This window comes from Anaeromicrobium sp. (assembly GCF_025210435.1).
GTDB lineage: Bacteria > Bacillota > Clostridia > Peptostreptococcales > Thermotaleaceae > Anaeromicrobium.
Genome location: NZ_JAOART010000142.1, coordinates 1 through 19,688 on the forward strand (window position 1 = coordinate 1; position 19,688 = coordinate 19,688).

The window sequence follows — 19,688 nt, forward strand, 5'->3', positions numbered from 1 at the left end:
AGCGAAAGTGTGAATCTTCGTATATAGGTTCACGTGTCATGTTGGAGTAGCATAGGATGTTGTGACGTTCCAGGGTTCCAAAGATTTTCAATATATTTTCCCTTATAGGCAAGTTACTGTATAAAACAAATTTAAAACCAATAAATCTATAAAGGAATAAACCATATTGTGACGTATGAAAATTTTGTAGTGTGGAAATAATGTAAAAATAAAAGGATTAATTTGTATAATTTCCTTGACATAAGGGGACTTTTCTTATTAAAATAGGATGTAAACAAATATGTAAAAACTGTGATAAGGACAGTAGTAAAAAAGAAACTTGGTTACAGAGAGATAATCATTAGTTGAGAGATTATTACCAAACTTTTTATGAAGATCACCTTTGAGTTGAAATCCCCAAAGTTTTAGTAAGGATTTCCGTCTACATACGTTACATGTATAAAGTGATAGAACTTTTGTTTTATAACAAGGGTGGTAACGCGGTGAATAATCGTCCCTAAGCATTTATGCTTAGGGATTTTGTTTTTGGATAAAATAGTTTAGAAAGGATTGATATTAATGGAAAAGTTTAAAACATTATCATCTCTATCAGTTGCAGAGAATGAAGGTCAAATATCAGACTTTTGGGATAATGCCCAAGTATTAGAAAAATGTATAACCACTAGAGCTGACAAGGAATCATTTGTATTCTTTGAAGGACCTCCAACTGCCAATGGTAGACCTGGAATACATCACGTTATGGCAAGAACACTAAAGGACTCTGTTTGTAGATTTAAGACTATGCAGGGTTACCAAGTAAAGAGAAAGGCTGGATGGGATACTCATGGTCTTCCTGTTGAGATTGAAGTTGAAAAGCAACTTAAATTATCAAGTAAACCTGAAATAGAAGCCTATGGTCTTGATAAGTTCAATGAAAAGTGTAGAGAGTCAGTATTCTCTTATGAAAAGCAATGGAGAGAAATGACTAGAAGAATGGGATATGCCATTGACTTAGATAATCCATACATAACACTAGACAACAATTATATAGAGTCCGTATGGTGGATTTTAAATAAGTTCTTCCAAGAAGGATATATGTATGAAGGACATAAGATACTTCCATACTGCCCTAGATGTGGAACTGGTCTTGCATCTCATGAGGTTGCCCAAGGATATAAGGAAGTAAAGACTAACACAGTTATAGCTGCATTTAAGAGAAAGGATGCAGATGAGCATTTCCTAGTATGGACCACTACTCCATGGACATTAGCATCAAATGTAGCATTAGCAGTTAATCCTAATGAGACTTATGTTAAAGCTAATTCACAAGGAAACATATTCTATGTGGAAAAATCCCTATCAAAGCGAGTCTTAGGTGAAGATTTTGAAGTATTAGAAGAATTAAAGGGTAAAGACCTAGAATACATGGAATATGAGCAATTAATGCCATTTTTAGATGTGGACAAAAAAGGATTCTATGTAACTTGTGCAGACTATGTAACTACAGAAGATGGTACAGGTATTGTTCATATAGCACCAGCCTTTGGTGAGGACGATTACCAAGTGGGAAGAAAATATGGTCTTCCAGTACTTAACCCTGTAAGTGAAGAAGGTAAATATACAGCAACTCCATGGGAAGGTAAATTCGTAATGGATTGTGACGTAGACATTATAAAGTGGTTACATGGTGAAGGTAAATTATTTAAGAAAGAAAAAATGGAACATAACTATCCACATTGTTGGAGATGTTCAACTCCACTAATTTACTATGCTAAACCAAGTTGGTATATAGAAATGACTAAGCTTAAGGACAAGCTTATTGAAAATAATAATACAGTAAACTGGTATCCAGACTATGTGGGAGAAAAGAGATTTGGAAACTGGCTTGAGAACTTAAATGACTGGGCACTATCTAGAAATAGATATTGGGGTACACCACTTAATGTTTGGAGATGTGAGTGTGGACATATTGATTCAGTAGGATCACGTGCTGAGCTTGCACAGCGTGCCATTGAAGATATAGATGAGTCTATAGAACTTCATAGACCATATGTGGATGACGTTCACTTAAAGTGTGAGAAGTGTGAAGGTACAATGACTAGAGTATCAGAAGTTATTGACTGCTGGTTTGATAGTGGAGCTATGCCTTATGCACAACATCACTATCCATTTGAAAATAAAGAAGACTTTGATGGTGGATTATTCCCAGCAGACTTTATCTGTGAAGGTATTGACCAAACTCGTGGATGGTTCTATTCATTACTTGCCATATCTACTTTTGTTAAGGGTGTTTCTCCTTACAAAAACGTATTGGTAAATGATTTATTATTAGATAAAAATGGAAGAAAAATGTCTAAGTCTAAAGGAAATACAGTAGATCCATTTAATTTATTTGATAAATATGGAGCAGATGTATTAAGATGGTACCTATTATATGTATCTCCTGCTTGGACTCCAACTAGATTTGATGAAGAGGGTCTTAAGGAAGTTCAATCTAAGTTCTTTGGAACTATTAAGAACGTATATAACTTCTTTACACTATATGCAAATACAGATAATATAGACCCTAAATCTTTCTTTGTACCATATGATGAAAGACCAGAGTTAGACAGATGGATATTATCTAAATTTAACAGCTTAGTTAAAAACGTATTAGGAGAACTTGGAGTATACGATTTAACTAAAACTGTAAGAAAGATTCAAGAGTTTGTAAATGAAGATTTATCTAACTGGTATATTCGTCGTGCTAGAAGAAGATTCTGGACTACTGAATTAAATGATGATAAAAAGGCAGTTTACAATACTACTTATGAAATATTAGTGGGAGTAGCAAAACTTGCTGCACCATTTGCCCCATTCTTAACAGAAGAAATCTATCAAAAATTAACTGGAGATGAATCTGTACATTTAGCATTCTATCCAACAATTAATGAAAGTTTAATAGATTTAAAGGTTGAAGAAAGAATGGACTTAGTAAGGGATTTAGTAGGCCTTGGCCGTGCTGCAAGGGCTCAATCTAAGATAAAGGTACGTCAACCAATAAAGAAGGCATTAGTTGATGGAAAGTATGAAAGTCTAATAGGTGATTTAGTTCCTCTTATGAAGGAAGAGTTAAACATTAAGGAAGTTTCCTTTGAAAAGGATTTAAGTGAATTTATGAACTTTAGCTTAAAGCCTAACTTTAAAGTTGCTGGACCTAAGCTTGGAAAGAATATAAAATTATTTGGTAAAGCTTTAAGTGAATTAGATTCACAAGTGGTAGTTCCTAAGCTTGAAGCTGGAGAGACTATCCAAATAGATTTAAATGGAGAAACTCTAGAAGTAGATAAGGAATTGGTATTAATAAACATATCTGCTAAAGAAGGTTTCACAGTGGAAATGATGAATAACTTATTCGTAATCCTAGATACTCATTTAACTGAAGAATTAATAAATGAAGGATATGCGAGGGAGTTCATTTCTAAAGTTCAACAAATGCGTAAGAACAATGGATATGAAATGATGGATAAGATAAAAATTTACTTCAATGCCAATGATGAAGTTTCAAAGGCTATAGAAGGCCACAGGGAATATATCATGCAAGAGGTATTAGCCAAAGAGTTAGTTAAGGTTTCTGAAGAGCTAGAAATTCAAAATATTAATGGACATGATACGGGAATAAAGTTAGAAAAGATCTAGTATATAATTGAATGGGCTTAGGCCCATTCTTTTTTTCATGTTACAAAAATCATTACAATTGAGATTTTCCTAATATTGTAGGAATTTGTTAATTATGATAAACTGAAAATATAATTGAATTATTCCTGCGGGAGGCGAATATGTGCTTAGATAATATAGCGATAGATAATATAGAGATAGACAATATGATTTATGAAAATGATCTGGCAAAGACCATCTTAGAAAACACATCAGAGGGAATTGCCATAGCAGACCAGGATGGTTCTGTATTATGGGTTAACAGAGCTTTTAGTCACATTACAGGATATGGTATTAATGAAATATATGGGAAAAATCCTCGAATATTAAAGTCTAATAAACACAACGAGACCTTCTATGAAGAAATGTGGCATAGTATAGAGGAAAAGGGTTATTGGGAAGGTGAAATATGGAATAGACGAAAGGATGGAGAGGTTTACCCAGAATGGCTTCTTATTAAGGCTATTAAAGATGAAAATAACAAGGTGGATAAATATGTATCCCTATTTAGGGATTTGTATAAAAAATATAGAAGTAAAAAGGACTTAAAATATAAAACCTATTATGATCCTTTAACAGGATTACCTAATAGATATTTGCTAAAGGATAGATTAGATTTACTTATGGCCCATGCTAAAAGGAATAATGAAAAATTAGCCATAGTATTTTTAGATATAGATAGATTTAAAAGGATAAATGATACACTAGGGTATAATGTGGGGGATAAATTATTACAAGTTTTTTCCTCTAGACTTAAGCATATCTTTGGAGTAGATGTGACCATATCTAGACAAGGTGGAGATGAGTTTATATTAATATTTGAAGATGTGAAGGGTCCAAAGGAAGTTATAAACCATATAAAAAAGATATTTAAGAGATTAAGAGAACCTTTTAAACTAAAGGATTATGAAATATATGTGACCATAAGTGCGGGAATTAGCATATATCCATCTGATGGAGATGGTATAGACAATATACTTAGAAGTGCAGAAGTGGCCATGTATAGGGTTAAAGAAAACGGTAGAAATAACTATGAGTTATATGAATATAACATGTCTAATGAAATTAGTCAGCAACTTAAAATTGAAAATTATATGATAAAGGCATTAGAAAAGAAAGAGTTTATACTCCACTATCAGCCACAAGTTAATACGATTACCAATAGGGTAGAGGGAGCTGAAGCCTTAATTAGATGGCATCATGATGAAATGGGTTACATAGGACCAATGCAGTTCATACCTTTAGCTGAGGAGACGGGATTTATACTTCCCTTAGGATCTTGGATATTAGAAGAGGCAATTAAGGATGCTAAGGAATTCCAAAAAGAACTAGGTGATGAGTTTATTATGGCCGTTAACATATCAGCAGTCCAATTGAGAGATGAGAACTTTGTAGGACGGGTGAAAAAATTATTAAATAAATATGATTTATCTCCTAAATCTTTAGAACTTGAAATTACTGAGACTCATATTATGACAGGACCAGAATTAGTATTAAGGATATTAGAGGAACTAAAGGTAATGGGAGTTAAGATTGCCATAGATGATTTTGGAACAGGATATTCATCCCTTTCATATTTCAAGGATTTTCCAATTGATAAATTAAAGATTGACCAATCTTTCATAAGGGATATTATAAAGGATAAAAATAGTCAAGGAATAGTTTTAGCCATGATAGATATGACAAAGCGATTAGGCCTAATCTCCTTAGCGGAAGGGGTAGAAAGTATAAAAGAACTGGAATATTTAAAAAAGCATGGTTGTGACTGTATACAGGGATATTTTACAGGAAGACCTATGGATAAAAAAGATTTCATACAAAAAATTAAGAAATGTGACAAAAGGTAGTTGGCCTTTTGTCACATTTTTTTAGTAGGAGGCCTTATCTAGGGCAGTTATGATTTGAAGTGGTGGTTTTTCACCTGCTAGACCTACTGCATAGATAGTGTAGTAGTTTCCATCCTTTAGAACTTGGCGGGGAGCTACTAAAACTTTTGTTGGGGTTCCTGCTAAATTTAGAGAAATAGTATAGGTGCCATCAGGTAGTATTATATCTCTACTCCTCTCTGTGAACTCCACATCCCTGGCAATTAATTTATCATTGGCATATACATCTACTGCAGGAGCATTAGGACTTAGGTGAACAAACTTTACTTGAGTATTGTTAGGAGGTATTCTTCTAGCAGTATCAAGGATTCCGAGGGAACTTATATCATCAGGGGTACCTATAACAGCTGCCGTATAATCCCTGTTAGGTCTTAGGTCTACATAAGAGCGTAGAATAGGGTCTGTCTTGGTGCCTGCTTCATAAACAGTTATAAAATATCTGTCTGGTTTTAATCTCCTATAAGGAGTAAATTCCTTATATTTGAGGGATGAAGCAATTTTAAGATCATTGGCATATATATCCACTGCTGGAGCACCTGGAGAAGCATGGAAAAAACGAATATATGATGGGTCTTCCATGGGAGAATAAATTAATTCATCGTACATATTATCAACTCCAAAATAGTATTTTTCATAATATAAATATGCTAATGTGTAATCATTTGGCACAAAAAAGAAACTCAGCCATTGGTGGAGTTTTAGGCATATGAAGAAAATGATTCAAATAACCAGTGAAATGACTAATTTATTTTTTGAATATGCCTTATTTAAATACGGTAACAAACTTAACAGAATATAGGTCACATACTAAAAGGTCATCTGTTTCTGCTAGTTGAAGGATAAGATAATTAATACCTACTTCCAATAGGGTACCAGACTTATCAACTAGGATACTAGTACCTATAAGAAACTCTACTCTAACTTGTTCACCTATATAGCGATTTAAAACATTTTGTAAGTACCCCTTGTCAGCACCAGGAAATGGAATGGGTTCAGGCTGTACAGATATGGTTCTATCTGGAACATTTGGCCTTTGAGGAGGTGCTGGACGGCCAGAAGGTGGTTGGGTTGACTGTTTTGACTGTCTTGACATGGGCATGGGCCTTGGCTGATTAGTATCTGCCATATTCATATAATCTGCATACATATTTGCATTCATAGGGTTAAAACTTCTTGAAAACTTGTCTTGGAACATATAATTTCCCCCTTATTATATTTTAGGTATCATAATACTTAGAAGTTGGATTGTAAAAACAATGTAGAGCTATGTGAACTTGAAAGCTCCCCACTCTATTTGGTGGAAAAAAGTAGGGACATAATGGGTTGAATGGATTAAAATACCATAAAGAATACCCTACATCATATAGTCTATTACCAGCAAGGGCCCAATCTGCAATATCGTAATGAACTTGATCTGGAGCCATATTGTAGATATTTTGAGGATTAGGAACACCACCTATAGATGTCTTTAGGCAAGTGAATTGATCCTCTTGAAATATGACTCTTCGTATATCTCCTTGATTAACTCTTTGATATTCACCAAAGGGCACCCTAACTCTGTTCATAACAACACTGGCAACAGCCTTCATCCCATTTTCCCCTTCACCTTCAGCTTCACATTTTATCAGTCTTGCTAAAAGTTCTCTCTCAGAAAATCCCATGGGCTATTCACCTCACTTAATATTAGGAGATGATTATTAGGTTGGAAGGTTAAGATTCAAATAACCATCTTCTTAAAAAATAAATTCATATAGATTTTCCTTATAGGCAAGTTACTGTATAGAAAAACCTAAGTGCTTATAATATCATCTTATGAATATATAAAAGAAATGTCACAATATTTTTCAATGACTTTTTAAGTTAGAAATTGATTTAAAGAGCTTAGATTATATCTACATAAATGTTATAATATGGATATATAAGTAAAATGAAGGAGGCATATGGGGATGTTTAAATTTGAGGTTGATGATGAGATTGTACTTAAATTATTAGATAGGAGAGATGGGAATAGATTATATGAATTGATAGATTCTTGTCGTTCATATCTGAGAGAGTGGCTTCCTTGGGTAGATGGAACAAAGAGTGTTGAGGATACTAAAGGGTTTATTGAAATGACAAAAAAACAATTTGCGTCAGATAGTGGGTTTCAAGCTGGAATTTGGTACAAAGGTAATATTGTAGGGGTTATTGGATTTCATGGAATGAACTGGAGTAGCAGGTCCACAAGTATTGGATATTGGATTGATAAAAGGTATCAAGGGAATGGAATCATGACTAAGTCTTGTAGGGCACTTGTTGAATATGCTTTTAATGAATTAAATCTAAATAGAGTTGAAATTAGATGTGCAGAAAAAAACATAAAAAGTAGGGCTATTCCTGAGAGATTAGGTTTTATTAAAGAAGGTGTAATTAGAGAATCAGAATGGTTATATGATCATTTTGTTGACCATGTAGTTTATGGAGTTCTTGCACGGGATTGGGCATGATGTGAAGATAGAAGGGTGTTAGCTAACAGAAGAACAATGTATGAGGAGGGAGAATATGCAAGATTTTTTTGGAATAGTTGAAGCATTTTACTCTAGATTTATCTTAAGAGATTTACTAGCAAAAGTAGTTCCAGGAGCCTTATTAATGATGATAGTTTTTCAGAGAATAATTCCAGTTGAAATTATGATTGATAATATGTCATTTATTTTAGGAGTATTATTTATTTCTGTATCATGGATTGTGGGATTTGCAATACAGGGCATAGGTGAAAAATGTAAGTTGATCAAATACCATGTAGATGACCATGCAAGAGATAGATATGTAATACTGTTAAAGCAATCGGCATTACAAAATAATAAAGATATAGAACGAGTTGTTGTTATTAAAGAAGCTTGTGGTAATACATATGTATCTTTGCTTATAATATCTATATTTATTATATTAAAATATTTGTCTAAATATATTTTTAATATTAGCTTAAATATGTTGATAGACTTAATAATGGATTTAATATATCTTGGCCCAGAAGTGATTGTATTTATTACATTGTTATTAGCATTAAGATATATGCATTTTGAACATGTTAAAAGACAAAACACTCTAATAGAAAGTTTTTTATCGGAAAGAGGAAATCAGAGTTAGCTAAAGTGAAAGTAATTGATAAGAAGAAAATAGATGATGTACTACAAAAAGACAATATAATGATGAAAGTATGAAACAGGTTGATTAAATAATCTTTAATTGTACAGATAAAACAAGAGTTTTCAAAATAGTGTCAAGTGTCATGGAATCTATTTTATTAATGGGAGGGATATAAAATGCTCAGAAATAAGATCGAAGAAGAAGTGAAAAAAAGAATAGAAACTAGAGAGACCAACTATTATTTAGATGAACATAATCAGAAAAAACTGGCAAGTGATTTAGCAGTAGAATATAAAGATGAATCAAACCATGAGTACGGGGAACTATTAGAATTTATATTAGAATTAATTGTAGGAATATTGTAGAAAATTAAAATACATAATTATTAGGGCAGGAATAGAAATCATGAGGCCAAAGTAGTGTTTCAAGTTTGGTCATTTCCATATGGTGGATATGGTGCAATTGAGTTTTTAATCAAATCGTTTGGTTTTGAAGTAACTGACTTAAATGTTAATTAGGTTAAATTAGGGTGCTTCTGCAATATTCTTCAGATAATATTATTGATAGAGGTTCTATATTGTTGAAGTTCTTTAGAGGTTCTAGTGAAAGATGGTATATGAATTATAGAGTTCCCTATCAAAATAATGGCTGTTAATTGAAATAATACCAGTTAAAATTTGATTATAGGGAAACCTTGTGTCAATAATAGGAAAGGATTTGTGCTTAAATTGTATATTCATCTAATTATTGAAGTATAGTTGGAAAAAAATTAAAGTACATCACAAAAATCTAGAATTTGAAAGGGGTTGAAATATGTGAAAATCACATACAGCATATCTAAAGAAGATCTTTGGAACTATAATAAACATGTTCTTTATAATAATTTTAAGGGGAAGTTAAATCTTGTTTTATCAATTATTGTTTTACCGATTTTAATCTATATAGCAATTTTTTATGTGGCAAACTCTAAAATAGGTGCTTTAGTTGCCTCAGGTTTTATATTGGTATTTGCTTATTATATGAGATTTCCTTATTTAAAAAAGAAAGTTTTCAAACTTGCAGAAAGTGGTAAACATATATTAGAGGAAAAAACATTAGAGATAGAAATGGAAGGAATTTCACAAGTGTCATGTTGCACAAATGGTTCCTATAAGTGGAACGCTATACATAAGATAGAAATGACCCATAAGTATGTCTTCATTTTTGTAGACCAAGTGACAGCTATTATTATCCCTAAGAGAATATTTAAGTTAGAAGATGAATTTATCCTATTTTACAACACCGCTATGAAATATTTTCAAGACCCTTTATCGGGACCAGTGTCAACAAGTTTATCATAGTGTGTAAATAATGTATCTATAATTAGATATTTAAAATATAAATAATTGAAAATATTTGAAACTATGCCATTAGATTTATAACAAATGTGATAATTCCAATTCTTTTTCTAAATATAGTTCAAAGATATTGCTAATAAATAATCTCAAAAAAGTTGAAAATGCAACAGTTTTATAAATATATATTTTTTTTTTAATGGCACAGGTGGAAACATTTTTAGAGCATAATGGGAAGTTCCTAATTGTATCGGAAGAGTATTGGAATATTAAAATTTGAAGGAGAGTTTATATGTTTAAATCTCATAAAAAAATAACATTTGTACTGTCAATTATTGTTTCAATTAGTTTATTTGTTATAGGTTGTAGTTATAAGCCAAAATTAGATATAAATAAAAACATCAAAGATACATCTAATCAAGACACAAGTGAAATTATTAAAGAAATACCTTATTTTTATGAGGAAAATGAGATTCCAGATTTTGATAATTTTAAGTGGGGGATGAATCCAGGTCAAGTTGCATACTTACAACCTGAAAAAAATTATACTACAGGGTACAGTAAATCTTACTTATCCATGAAGTATAATAATATTAATCCTCCATCATGGACAACAGTAAAGTCAGTAGATTTACAATACACATTTAATGAAAATAAACAGCTTGCTTTTGCCTTCTATTATCTTAAACCTACAAATGAAGACGATTCTATAACCTGTTCAAACGACATAATAGATTACTTAACACTTTTATATGGAGAAGCTGTATCGGGTCTAAATGAATCAGCACAAATGTATATGTGGCAAACAGAAACTACAGATATAGTGCTAGTCAAGGATATGAATCGTGCTCCTGTAGCCCTAACTTATGCAAGTAAACACATAAAACTTCCTAATTGGAGAAAATAAAATATAGCTATATTAATATATAATTGTTAGATTAGAAAATACGCAATAATACAATGAATTACTTAAGAGTGTCATATTTTTATAGAGGCTAAAAGTGTGTTTAATGGTTAGACTTGAGAACTAATTTGTTCTATTGATAGAATTTTCAATCTAGAAATATATTTATTAAAATAAATTTTGTTTGGGAAAATTATTAGGGCAGGAATAGAATATATCCTGTTCTTTTTTTTTGGGAGAAATTAAAAAGAATGTCATAATATCTTTAAATTACTTTTTAAGTTAGGAACTTACGGTTATAATGTATATATGTTGTTATAGTAAGGAAGTGGGGGACGGTTATTTTGAATAAATAAAATGGTTGAGAGGTGTTTGTACATTGAAAATATATTCTTGGAACGTAAATGGAATAAGGGCCGTTGAAAAAAAGGGTTTTATAGATTGGATAAAAGAAGAAAATCCTGATATACTAGGTATTCAGGAGACTAAGGCCCATGTGGAACAATTAAATGAAGAGTTAATAAATATAGATGGGTATGAGTCTTTCTTTTGTAGTGGAGAGAGGAAAGGATACAGTGGTGTGGCTGTATATACTAAAATAAAACCTAAAAGTGTGAAATATGGTATTGGTATAGAAGAATTTGATAAGGAGGGTAGAATACTTATACTTGAGTATAATGATTTTACCTTTTTAAATATATATTTTCCAAATGGGCAAAAGGACGAAATAAGATTAGATTATAAACTTAGATTTTATGATGCCATATTAGATTATTGTAATGATTTAAGGAAAAGGGGCATAAAGGTAGTAATATCAGGAGATTATAATACGGCCCATAATGAGATAGATCTGAAGAATCCAAAATCAAATGAAAAAAGATCTGGATTTTTAAGAATAGAAAGGGACTGGATAGACAAGCTCATAGCTAATGGATATATAGATACCTTTAGATATTTAAATCCAGAAACTATAAAGTATTCCTGGTGGAGCTATAGATTTAATGCTAGAAAAAATAATGCAGGATGGAGAATTGATTATCATTTTGTATCCAAAGAGCTAAAAGATAATATACTAAGTACAGAAATATTAAATCATGTAATGGGATCAGACCATTGCCCTGTAGTATTAGAATTGAAATTTTAACGAAGGAGAAATAAATATGAATAAGTTTACAGACTATAAGTTACAGGATTTTATAATTAATAATTTAAAAGCGGAACATATAGAATCGCCCACGGAGGTTCAAGAGAAAAGTTTGCCCTTTACCCTATCTGGTAAGGATGTAATAGGAAAGGCTAAAACTGGAACGGGAAAGACTTTCAGTTACCTAATTCCCATGGTGGAAAAAATAGATGAGAATAATAGAAATGTTCAAATGATAGTTTTATCACCTAGTAGGGAACTTGCCATGCAAATATTAAAGGAAGCTAAAAAACTAACAAAGGATACTAATATAAGATGTCAATCCTTTGTAGAAGGTCATGATATGAATAAGCAAATAAAGAAGGTAAAGGAAAAGCCCCAATTAATAGTGGCCACTCCAGGAAGGCTTATTCATCTATTAGGAGATAAAAATATTAAGGTCCATGATACAAAGATAATAGCTTTAGATGAAGTGGATCAAATACTCCAAAAGGGTTCTAAGGAGAAGGTTTATAAAATAATAAAAAGCACTTTAAAGGATAGACAAATCCTTAGTTTCTCAGCTACCCTATCAGAGGAAGCTAAAACGGTTTTAGAAGATATTATGGAAAATCCAATTAGATTATATTTAGATCACGCAAAGCCTGTACCACAAAACATTGAGCATAAATACATAGTGAGCAAAGCACCAACGAAGACTCATACTTTAGATGATTTATTAAAGATAATAAAGCCTAAAAAATCTCTAGTTTTCATAAATAAAAATGAAAATGTGGAAAGATTTGTAAAGAGCATAAGGAAAAGGGGATACTTAGTTGAGGGAATTCAAACTAGAACGAAGAATCAACAAAGGGAAACCTATATAAGTCAATTTAATAGAGGAAAAATAAAGATATTAGTTACTACAGATTTATTTACTAGGGGAATGGACTTTGAAGATGTTACCCATGTATTTAATATGGATTTACCACTAGATAATGTGGATTATTTACATAGAGCAGGTAGAACGGGAAGAATGGACAAGGATGGCCTTGTTGTGAATATAGTAAGAGATAGGGAAAAATTCGTATTATATAAGATGATGAAAAAACTAAATATCCATGTGGAAGCAATTCATATTATAAAAAATAAGATTATGGCAGAGAAAAAAGTGGTAAGAAGAAAATAAGGCATATGAAAGAAATAAGGGGGGGTAGCATTGGTTATAAACACGGAGGTTATAATACGCCTCGTTTTATCTGCCGTACTAGGTGGAATCATAGGTATGGAGAGGGAAGTAAATAATAGACCTGCAGGCCTTAGGACCCATATACTAGTTACCCTAGGAGCAGCTCTTGTAATGCTCATATCAATGGATGGTTTCTTAGGAGGAGATCCAGGTCGTCTTGCTGCCCAGGTTGTAAGTGGTATAGGTTTTTTAGGAGCAGGAACCATATTGGTACAGGGAAAATCCATACATGGTTTGACTACAGCTGCTAGTTTGTGGGTGTGTGCATGTATTGGCCTAGCTATAGGAAATGGATACTATGTAGGTGGAATAGTAACTTTTCTAATAGTATTATTTACTTTAATGACATTAGGTTTTTTTGAGAAAAAAGTTCTTCAAAATAGTTATAAAACCCTTCATATAATAGGCTATGAAAAACCAGGACTTATAGGGGAGATAGGAACTTTACTAGGAAATGAAAAAATAATAATCAAAAATATTGAAATATCTCCAGTGGCTGATGAAATTAAAGAAGGGGGCAATATCCACATAGATATGGCCATAAAACTTCCTTACAAGTATGAAGATAAGGATTTATTTGAAAATATTAAACTTATTGATGGTGTAAGTTTTGTTCAATGGGAAAGGCAAGTGAAGGAATTATAGTAATTTTAATTACCTAACAACCTATACTATATTAAAAGTATGTGATATGATAATTAGGTATGATGAAAGTTTATTTACAAAGGAGAAATGTAGAAATGGAAAAAAACGTAATAGCTAGAGTTGGCGACAGAGAAATAACTAAAGAACAATTGGATTTTGCAATTAGCCATGCACCACAACAACAGGCTATGCAATTTCAAACATTAGCAGGAAAAAAATACTTAGTTAATGAATTGATTTCTCAGGAGTTATTATTCATAGATGCTAAGGAGCAGGGATTTGACAAGAATGAAGATTTCTTAAAGGAATTAGAAATACTTAAGGATAATCTTTTAAAGCAATATGCAGTTAAGAGATTAATCGGAAATATTACTATGACTGATGAAGAACTTAAGGCTTACTATGACGAGAATCCAGATCACTTCGTAAAGGCAGAACAAGTTAGAGCTAGACATATATTACTTAAAGATGAAGAAAAGGCTAAGGAAGTACTTGCAGAAGTTAAGGGTGGATTAGACTTTAAAGAAGCTGCACAAAAGTATTCTGAGTGTCCTTCAAAGGAAAATGGTGGAGATTTAGGATTATTCCAAAGCGGACAAATGGTGCCAGAATTTGAAAAGGCTGCGTTTGGATTAAATGTTGGTGAAATGAGTGATTTAGTTAAAACTCAATTTGGATATCACATAATCTTAACTGAAGAAAAGCAAGAAAAATCTACTATGGAATTTGATGCTGTAAAGGATCAAATTAGACAATACTTAGTAACTGCTAAGCAGGAAAAAGCATATAAGTCTTATGTGGATGGGTTAAGAGAAAAGGTTGAAATCGACTTTGATGAAGAAAAAATCAAGTAGTACATAAATTTTACTAAAGGGGCCATTAAGATAATATCTTATTGGCCTTATTTAAGTATTGTAAAGATGAAATAGGTTAATCCTATATATAGTAGTTGGAACCTAGGCTTTGGTGAGCCAATTTCGGCACCATATATTAAAAATTAAGGAGATGGATAAAATGGAAGAGAAGAATATAATAACTTTTATGGGTGAAGATGGAAAGGCCGTAGAATTACAATTAGTAGAGAGATTAAAGATTGAAGAGGATGAGTATGTATTGTTTGCTCCTATTGGAGAAGAGGATGATGCTTATGTTTATAAGGTAAGTATGGTGGATGGAAAAGAGACTTATGAAGGTGTGGAAGATGATGATGAATTTGAAAGAGTATTAGAGGAGTATGAGTCATTATTCTAAAAGGAGTAATAGGTAGATGGAAAAGATAAATTTGAAGAATATGAGTCTTTCAGAGTTAGAGGAGTTTATAGTTTCTATAGGTGAAAAAAAGTTTAGGGCTAAACAGGTGTATAACTGGATGTATAAGGGTGTTTCTTCTTTTAATGAGATGAAAAATATTTCAAAAGACTTAAAGGGTAAGTTAGAAGAAAATGCTTATATTAATAATGTAGCCATAGAAGAGGTTTTAGTTTCTAAGGTAGATGGGACTAGGAAGTATTTATTTAGCTTAAGGGATAACAATATAATAGAAAGTGTTCTAATGAGATATGAACATGGAAATTCTGTTTGTGTATCCTCACAAGTGGGTTGTAGAATGGGATGTACCTTTTGTGCATCTACCATAGATGGTGTAATTAGAAATTTATCTGCTGGAGAAATACTAGACCAGATCCTTTCCATTCAAAGGGACATTGGAGAGAGGGTATCTAATATAGTCATAATGGGAAGTGGAGAACCCTTTGATAATTATGATGAAATAGTTAAGTTTTTTAAGCTTATAAATAGTGAAGAAGGACTTAATCTAAGCCTTAGAAATGTGGTAGTATCCACCTGTGGTATAGTTCCTAAAATAAGGGAATTGGCAGATGAGAAGATGCCTGTAACCTTAGCCATTTCCCTTCATGCTACTAACAATGAAGACAGAAGTAAGATTATGCCCATAAATAAAAAGTATCCTATTGAAGAGGTAATAGATGCATGTAAATATTATATAAAAAAGACTAAGAGACGAGTTACTTTTGAATATGCCCTAATCCATGGAGTAAATGATACATTAGAACATGGAAAGGCTTTGATAAAGTTATTAAGAGGAATCATGTGTCATGTGAACCTAATTCCCCTAAATAAGGTGGAAGAAAGGAACTATGAGACTTCTAAGAATTCTAAGAAATTTCGTGATACCTTAAAAGCAGGGAAAATAGAGGCTACCATAAGAAGAGAATTAGGTAGTGATATTAATGCTGCCTGTGGTCAATTGAGAAGAAAATATTTAAAGGAAAAATCTTAAAAATAATCTAATTCCAGAAGGAATTTAGCGAATGGTGTAGAAAGTTAAATATAACGCAATTTTTAGAAAATTAACTTCATTCTAAGGATTGACACTTTTCTGGGAGGGCGATAAAAATGATAAAGCTAATTGCAGGAGAAAAGGGTTCAGGAAAAACTAAGAAAATGATAGATATGGCTAATGAAATGGTGGAAAATACTTTAGGAAATGTAGTATTTATAGATGTTAATAATAAAAATATGTATAATCTTAAACACCACATTAGATTTGTAAATATTAAAGAATATGACATTAATGATATTAAAAACCTGGTAAGCTTCATCAGTGGTATCATGTGTAGAGATCATGATATAGATAGTATTTTTATAGATGGTCTATTAAAAATAAAGTCCATCGAGATGGATAACATACTAGATAATATGGATAATATAAAATCTTTAAGTGAGAAGTTTAAGACAAATTTTGTCCTTAGCTTAAGTTGTAATGAGAATGATTTACCAGAATCCTTAAAGGAATTAGGCATATGAAAAAAATAAACTAGTCAATTTCCTGTGGAATTTAGATTATTTTCAAGGCATGGTGAGGGAGCATATTAAACATATGTAAGGGATTTCATAACGAAGAAAATAATTCAAATAGCCAGTTAATATAAAATAAAGGGTAATAGGAAGTAGATAAAATATATTTATTTTAATCTACTGCTATTACCCCTTTTTATTTTTTCAAGAACTTTGAACCTAGATATTTTTTTATATCTGATGGGTCACTAAAAGGTGTCACAAGGACTTCTCTTTCGCTTTCTAGAAAATAAACTAAAACTTCCGTATCACCCTCTAAAAAGAACTTTGCCACAGTATTTTCAGTTACTTCCCTTACTTTATTTTTTTTAGATCCCTTTTTTTCAAATTCCTTAGTAAAGTAGTAACCAGTCATTGAAATAACCTTTGTATATCTTTTCATTTTATTCCTCCTACATATGTTGGTACATATAGTATAAATACACAATAATTAGTATACCATATTTAGGGTGAAAAAATTATAAAACTATTTCTAATTGATTTTGGAAAAAAATAATTTCTTATTTAAACCTTAATTATTGTACAATCTATAGTAGAGAATATATCTTTTATAGTATAATTAAGGTGAGATTATTTTCTCGAAAGGGGTTTTAGCAATGAATACTATAAAAAACATCATGGTATGTGTAACTCAACAAAAGACTTGTAAGAGACTTATAAAAAAAGGTGTAAAAATTAGAGATGAACATGATGGAGATCTTTTTGTAATACATGTGGCTAAGGAAGGATGCCATTTTTTAAATAAAGAGGAAGATGGAGATGCGTTAGAATTTCTATTTGATGTGGCAAAATCTCACGGAGCTAGTTTAACAGTAGTAAGGGCCCAAGATGTATTGGGAACATTAAGAGATTTAGCAGTAAAAAACGAAATTGACTTAATTGTATTAGGGGAATCCTATGAGAATAAGCAGGAAAAGAATATGGTTAATATGTTAGAAGATAGTCTTCCAGATGGAATTGGTATTGAAATAGTACCAGTTGCTAGCTAATTAACCTTCATAGAAGGGATATTAAATACATGTTAGAAAATAGATATAGAATATATTCTCAACATCTTAAGGATAAATATGGTGAAAAAGTATATAAAATACCTATACAGCTTTCTGTAACATGCCCTAATAGGGACGGCTTACTTGGTAGTAGGGGTTGTATATTTTGTGGAGAAAAGGGTGCTGGTTTTGAAAATCTAGAGAGTTCTATCCCTGTGAAAGACCAATTAAAGCAGAACATAGAATATATATCAAAAAAATATAAGGCTAAAAAGTTTATAGCATATTTTCAAAACTTTACTAATACCTATATGCCCTTAGATGAATTTAAAAAATATATAAGGGATGCATGTAGAGATGACGTTGTTGAAATAGCCATATCCACAAGGCCCGATTGTATAAAAGATGAATATTTAAGTTTTTTAGATGAAATAAAAAGGGAAAAGAATATAAATATAACCATTGAGTTAGGTCTTCAAAGTGTTAATTATAAAACATTAGAGAAGATAGAAAGGGGACATACCCTTGCAGAATTCATAGATGCCATGTGGATGATTAAAAGATACGATTTTCAAGTTTGCGTTCACATGATATTAAATTTACCTTGGGATACTTTGGAAGATATTATAGAGGGAGCTAAAATATTATCATCCCTAAGGGTAGATCAGGTGAAATTACATTCATTATACATTGTAGAAAATAGTGTAATGGGTAATATGTATAAAAATAATGAGTTTGAAATAATACCACTAGATGAGTATGTGGATAGGGTAGTAATCTTCTTAGAATATTTAAACCCTAATATGGTCCTTCAAAGATTAGTAGGAAGGGCTCCTAAGGAAGAAACCCTATTTTGTAATTGGAATACAAGTTGGTGGAAAATTAAGGACTATATAGATGAGAAAATGGATAGGGAAGATTCTTATCAAGGGAAAAAATTTAATTACTTAGGCGGCAAAGGATTAGAATAAGTAGGTACTTTTGTATCTACTTATTTTATTTTCTTATATAGATAAGGTATACTAATAGGGGAGGGGTTAATATGGACAATATATTGTTAGTATGGGATATTGATGGAACCCTAATAAAAAGTCATGGCAGTGGAAGAAAAGCTATGGATAAGGCTTTTTTTCAAGTATATGGTATAGAGGATGCCTTTTTACATATAGATATGGCAGGAAGAATAGATGGGGCCATAGTAAGAGACGGATTAAAAAAACATGAAGTAGAATTTGAAGAAGAATTTTTTATTATATATAAAGAAATCCTAAAGGAAGTAGTAAATATAAAAGAAATGGTGGAAGTATTACCTGGAATAAGGGACATATTAGAAAATGCAGTGAATTATGAAAAAATTCATCATGTATTAGGTACTGGAAATATGATGGATGGGGCTAGGATTAAATTAAGTTCCCATAAATTGAATTCATATTTTCCAACGGGAGGATTTGGAGATGAATTAATGGAGAGATGGGAGGTTATTAAAAGGGCCATAGAAGAAGGGGAGAAGCATTATAAAACAAAATACCAAAAGGAAAACATATATATAATTGGAGATACTCCAAGGGATATTGAGTGTGCAAAAATATTAGGAACAAAATCTATTGCAGTGGCCACTGGGAGTTATGAATATGAAGTATTAAAAGAACATGAACCAGACTATATTTTCCATGATCTTTTGGAGACAAAGGGGTTTTTCCATTTACTCTAGACAATGTTTTATAAATGGGTTTTTAAGGGTTATGGATTTCTTGTGTGGAAATGGGTTTTATTTGGGCCTACTTCAGGAAAATGTGAGAGTATAAACTTTAAAAATATGATATAATTATTGGGGATATTGTATAGAAAAATAGTTAGTTAGAGTAGCTCTAATTAGT

21 protein-coding genes and 1 other annotated feature are annotated in these 19,688 nt (G+C 31.6%); of the genes, 17 read left to right on the forward strand and 4 right to left on the reverse strand.

Features of this window, described 5'->3' with window-relative positions:
- Positions 1-282 precede the first annotated feature (282 nt).
- Positions 283-501: a binding site (T-box leader), on the forward strand.
- Positions 502-558: 57 nt separating this feature from the next.
- On the forward strand, positions 559-3,657 hold the full coding sequence (gene ileS, locus N4A57_RS17135) for an isoleucine--tRNA ligase (protein ID WP_293659296.1): 3,099 nt from the start codon (positions 559-561) through the stop codon (positions 3,655-3,657).
- A gap of 140 nt (positions 3,658-3,797) precedes the next feature.
- On the forward strand, positions 3,798-5,522 hold the full coding sequence (locus tag N4A57_RS17140) for a putative bifunctional diguanylate cyclase/phosphodiesterase (protein WP_293659297.1): 1,725 nt from the start codon (positions 3,798-3,800) through the stop codon (positions 5,520-5,522).
- A gap of 21 nt (positions 5,523-5,543) precedes the next feature.
- On the opposite strand, the gene N4A57_RS17145 is transcribed toward N4A57_RS17140, so the two are convergent.
- From N4A57_RS17145 to N4A57_RS17155, 3 genes are all read right to left on the reverse strand, one after another.
- A complete protein-coding gene (locus tag N4A57_RS17145; protein WP_293659298.1) occupies positions 5,544-6,167 on the reverse strand; it encodes a DUF4397 domain-containing protein in 624 nt (207 codons plus the stop codon).
- Positions 6,168-6,324: 157 nt separating this feature from the next.
- Positions 6,325-6,756: a hypothetical protein gene (locus N4A57_RS17150; RefSeq protein ID WP_293659299.1), complete on the reverse strand. Its 432-nt coding sequence runs from the start codon at positions 6,754-6,756 to the stop codon at positions 6,325-6,327.
- 22 nt (positions 6,757-6,778) lie between these two features.
- On the reverse strand, positions 6,779-7,222 hold the full coding sequence (locus N4A57_RS17155) for a cell wall hydrolase (protein WP_293659300.1): 444 nt from the start codon (positions 7,220-7,222) through the stop codon (positions 6,779-6,781).
- 285 nt (positions 7,223-7,507) lie between these two features.
- Between N4A57_RS17155 and N4A57_RS17160 the strand changes: the two genes are divergently transcribed.
- From N4A57_RS17160 to N4A57_RS17215, 12 genes are all read left to right on the forward strand, one after another.
- Positions 7,508-8,047 carry a GNAT family N-acetyltransferase gene (locus N4A57_RS17160; protein WP_293659301.1) on the forward strand — a complete coding sequence of 180 codons (540 nt, stop codon included), beginning with the start codon at positions 7,508-7,510 and terminating at the stop codon, positions 8,045-8,047.
- 55 nt (positions 8,048-8,102) lie between these two features.
- A complete protein-coding gene (locus N4A57_RS17165; RefSeq protein WP_293659303.1) occupies positions 8,103-8,690 on the forward strand; it encodes a hypothetical protein in 588 nt (195 codons plus the stop codon).
- Between the two features lie 176 nt (positions 8,691-8,866).
- Positions 8,867-9,055 (forward strand): hypothetical protein, encoded by a 189-nt coding sequence (locus tag N4A57_RS17170; RefSeq protein WP_293659304.1) that lies wholly within the window; start codon positions 8,867-8,869, stop codon positions 9,053-9,055.
- Between the two features lie 450 nt (positions 9,056-9,505).
- Positions 9,506-10,030, forward strand: coding sequence for a YcxB family protein (locus N4A57_RS17175; RefSeq protein WP_293659305.1), 525 nt, complete (start codon positions 9,506-9,508; stop codon positions 10,028-10,030).
- A gap of 286 nt (positions 10,031-10,316) precedes the next feature.
- A complete protein-coding gene (locus N4A57_RS17180; RefSeq protein WP_293659306.1) occupies positions 10,317-10,931 on the forward strand; it encodes a hypothetical protein in 615 nt (204 codons plus the stop codon).
- A gap of 358 nt (positions 10,932-11,289) precedes the next feature.
- The gene (locus N4A57_RS17185; RefSeq protein WP_330671545.1) at positions 11,290-12,072 is read left to right on the forward strand and encodes an exodeoxyribonuclease III; all 783 of its coding nucleotides are present in this window, start codon (positions 11,290-11,292) and stop codon (positions 12,070-12,072) included.
- A gap of 16 nt (positions 12,073-12,088) precedes the next feature.
- Entirely contained in the window at positions 12,089-13,240 is a 1,152-nt protein-coding gene (locus N4A57_RS17190) for a DEAD/DEAH box helicase (protein WP_293659307.1), read from the forward strand.
- Positions 13,241-13,270: 30 nt separating this feature from the next.
- A complete protein-coding gene (locus N4A57_RS17195) occupies positions 13,271-13,945 on the forward strand; it encodes an MgtC/SapB family protein (RefSeq protein WP_293659309.1) in 675 nt (224 codons plus the stop codon).
- Positions 13,946-14,040: 95 nt separating this feature from the next.
- Positions 14,041-14,799 carry a peptidylprolyl isomerase gene (locus tag N4A57_RS17200; protein ID WP_293659310.1) on the forward strand — a complete coding sequence of 253 codons (759 nt, stop codon included), beginning with the start codon at positions 14,041-14,043 and terminating at the stop codon, positions 14,797-14,799.
- 160 nt (positions 14,800-14,959) lie between these two features.
- Positions 14,960-15,196 (forward strand): DUF1292 domain-containing protein, encoded by a 237-nt coding sequence (locus N4A57_RS17205; protein ID WP_293659311.1) that lies wholly within the window; start codon positions 14,960-14,962, stop codon positions 15,194-15,196.
- Between the two features lie 16 nt (positions 15,197-15,212).
- Positions 15,213-16,244, forward strand: coding sequence for a 23S rRNA (adenine(2503)-C(2))-methyltransferase RlmN (gene rlmN, locus N4A57_RS17210; protein WP_293659312.1), 1,032 nt, complete (start codon positions 15,213-15,215; stop codon positions 16,242-16,244).
- A gap of 116 nt (positions 16,245-16,360) precedes the next feature.
- Positions 16,361-16,771: a twitching motility protein PilT gene (locus N4A57_RS17215; RefSeq protein ID WP_293659313.1), complete on the forward strand. Its 411-nt coding sequence runs from the start codon at positions 16,361-16,363 to the stop codon at positions 16,769-16,771.
- A gap of 187 nt (positions 16,772-16,958) precedes the next feature.
- On the opposite strand, the gene N4A57_RS17220 is transcribed toward N4A57_RS17215, so the two are convergent.
- Positions 16,959-17,204: a hypothetical protein gene (locus tag N4A57_RS17220; RefSeq protein WP_293659314.1), complete on the reverse strand. Its 246-nt coding sequence runs from the start codon at positions 17,202-17,204 to the stop codon at positions 16,959-16,961.
- Positions 17,205-17,418: 214 nt separating this feature from the next.
- On the opposite strand from N4A57_RS17220, the gene N4A57_RS17225 reads away from it, so the two are divergent.
- The 3 genes from N4A57_RS17225 to N4A57_RS17235 all read left to right on the forward strand — a co-directional run bounded on the left by N4A57_RS17225 (position 17,419) and on the right by N4A57_RS17235 (position 19,522).
- The gene (locus N4A57_RS17225) at positions 17,419-17,811 is read left to right on the forward strand and encodes a universal stress protein UspA (protein ID WP_293659315.1); all 393 of its coding nucleotides are present in this window, start codon (positions 17,419-17,421) and stop codon (positions 17,809-17,811) included.
- A gap of 29 nt (positions 17,812-17,840) precedes the next feature.
- Positions 17,841-18,782, forward strand: coding sequence for a TIGR01212 family radical SAM protein (locus N4A57_RS17230; protein WP_293659316.1), 942 nt, complete (start codon positions 17,841-17,843; stop codon positions 18,780-18,782).
- Between the two features lie 71 nt (positions 18,783-18,853).
- Positions 18,854-19,522 (forward strand): HAD hydrolase-like protein, encoded by a 669-nt coding sequence (locus N4A57_RS17235; RefSeq protein WP_293659317.1) that lies wholly within the window; start codon positions 18,854-18,856, stop codon positions 19,520-19,522.
- Positions 19,523-19,688: the final 166 nt, after the last annotated feature.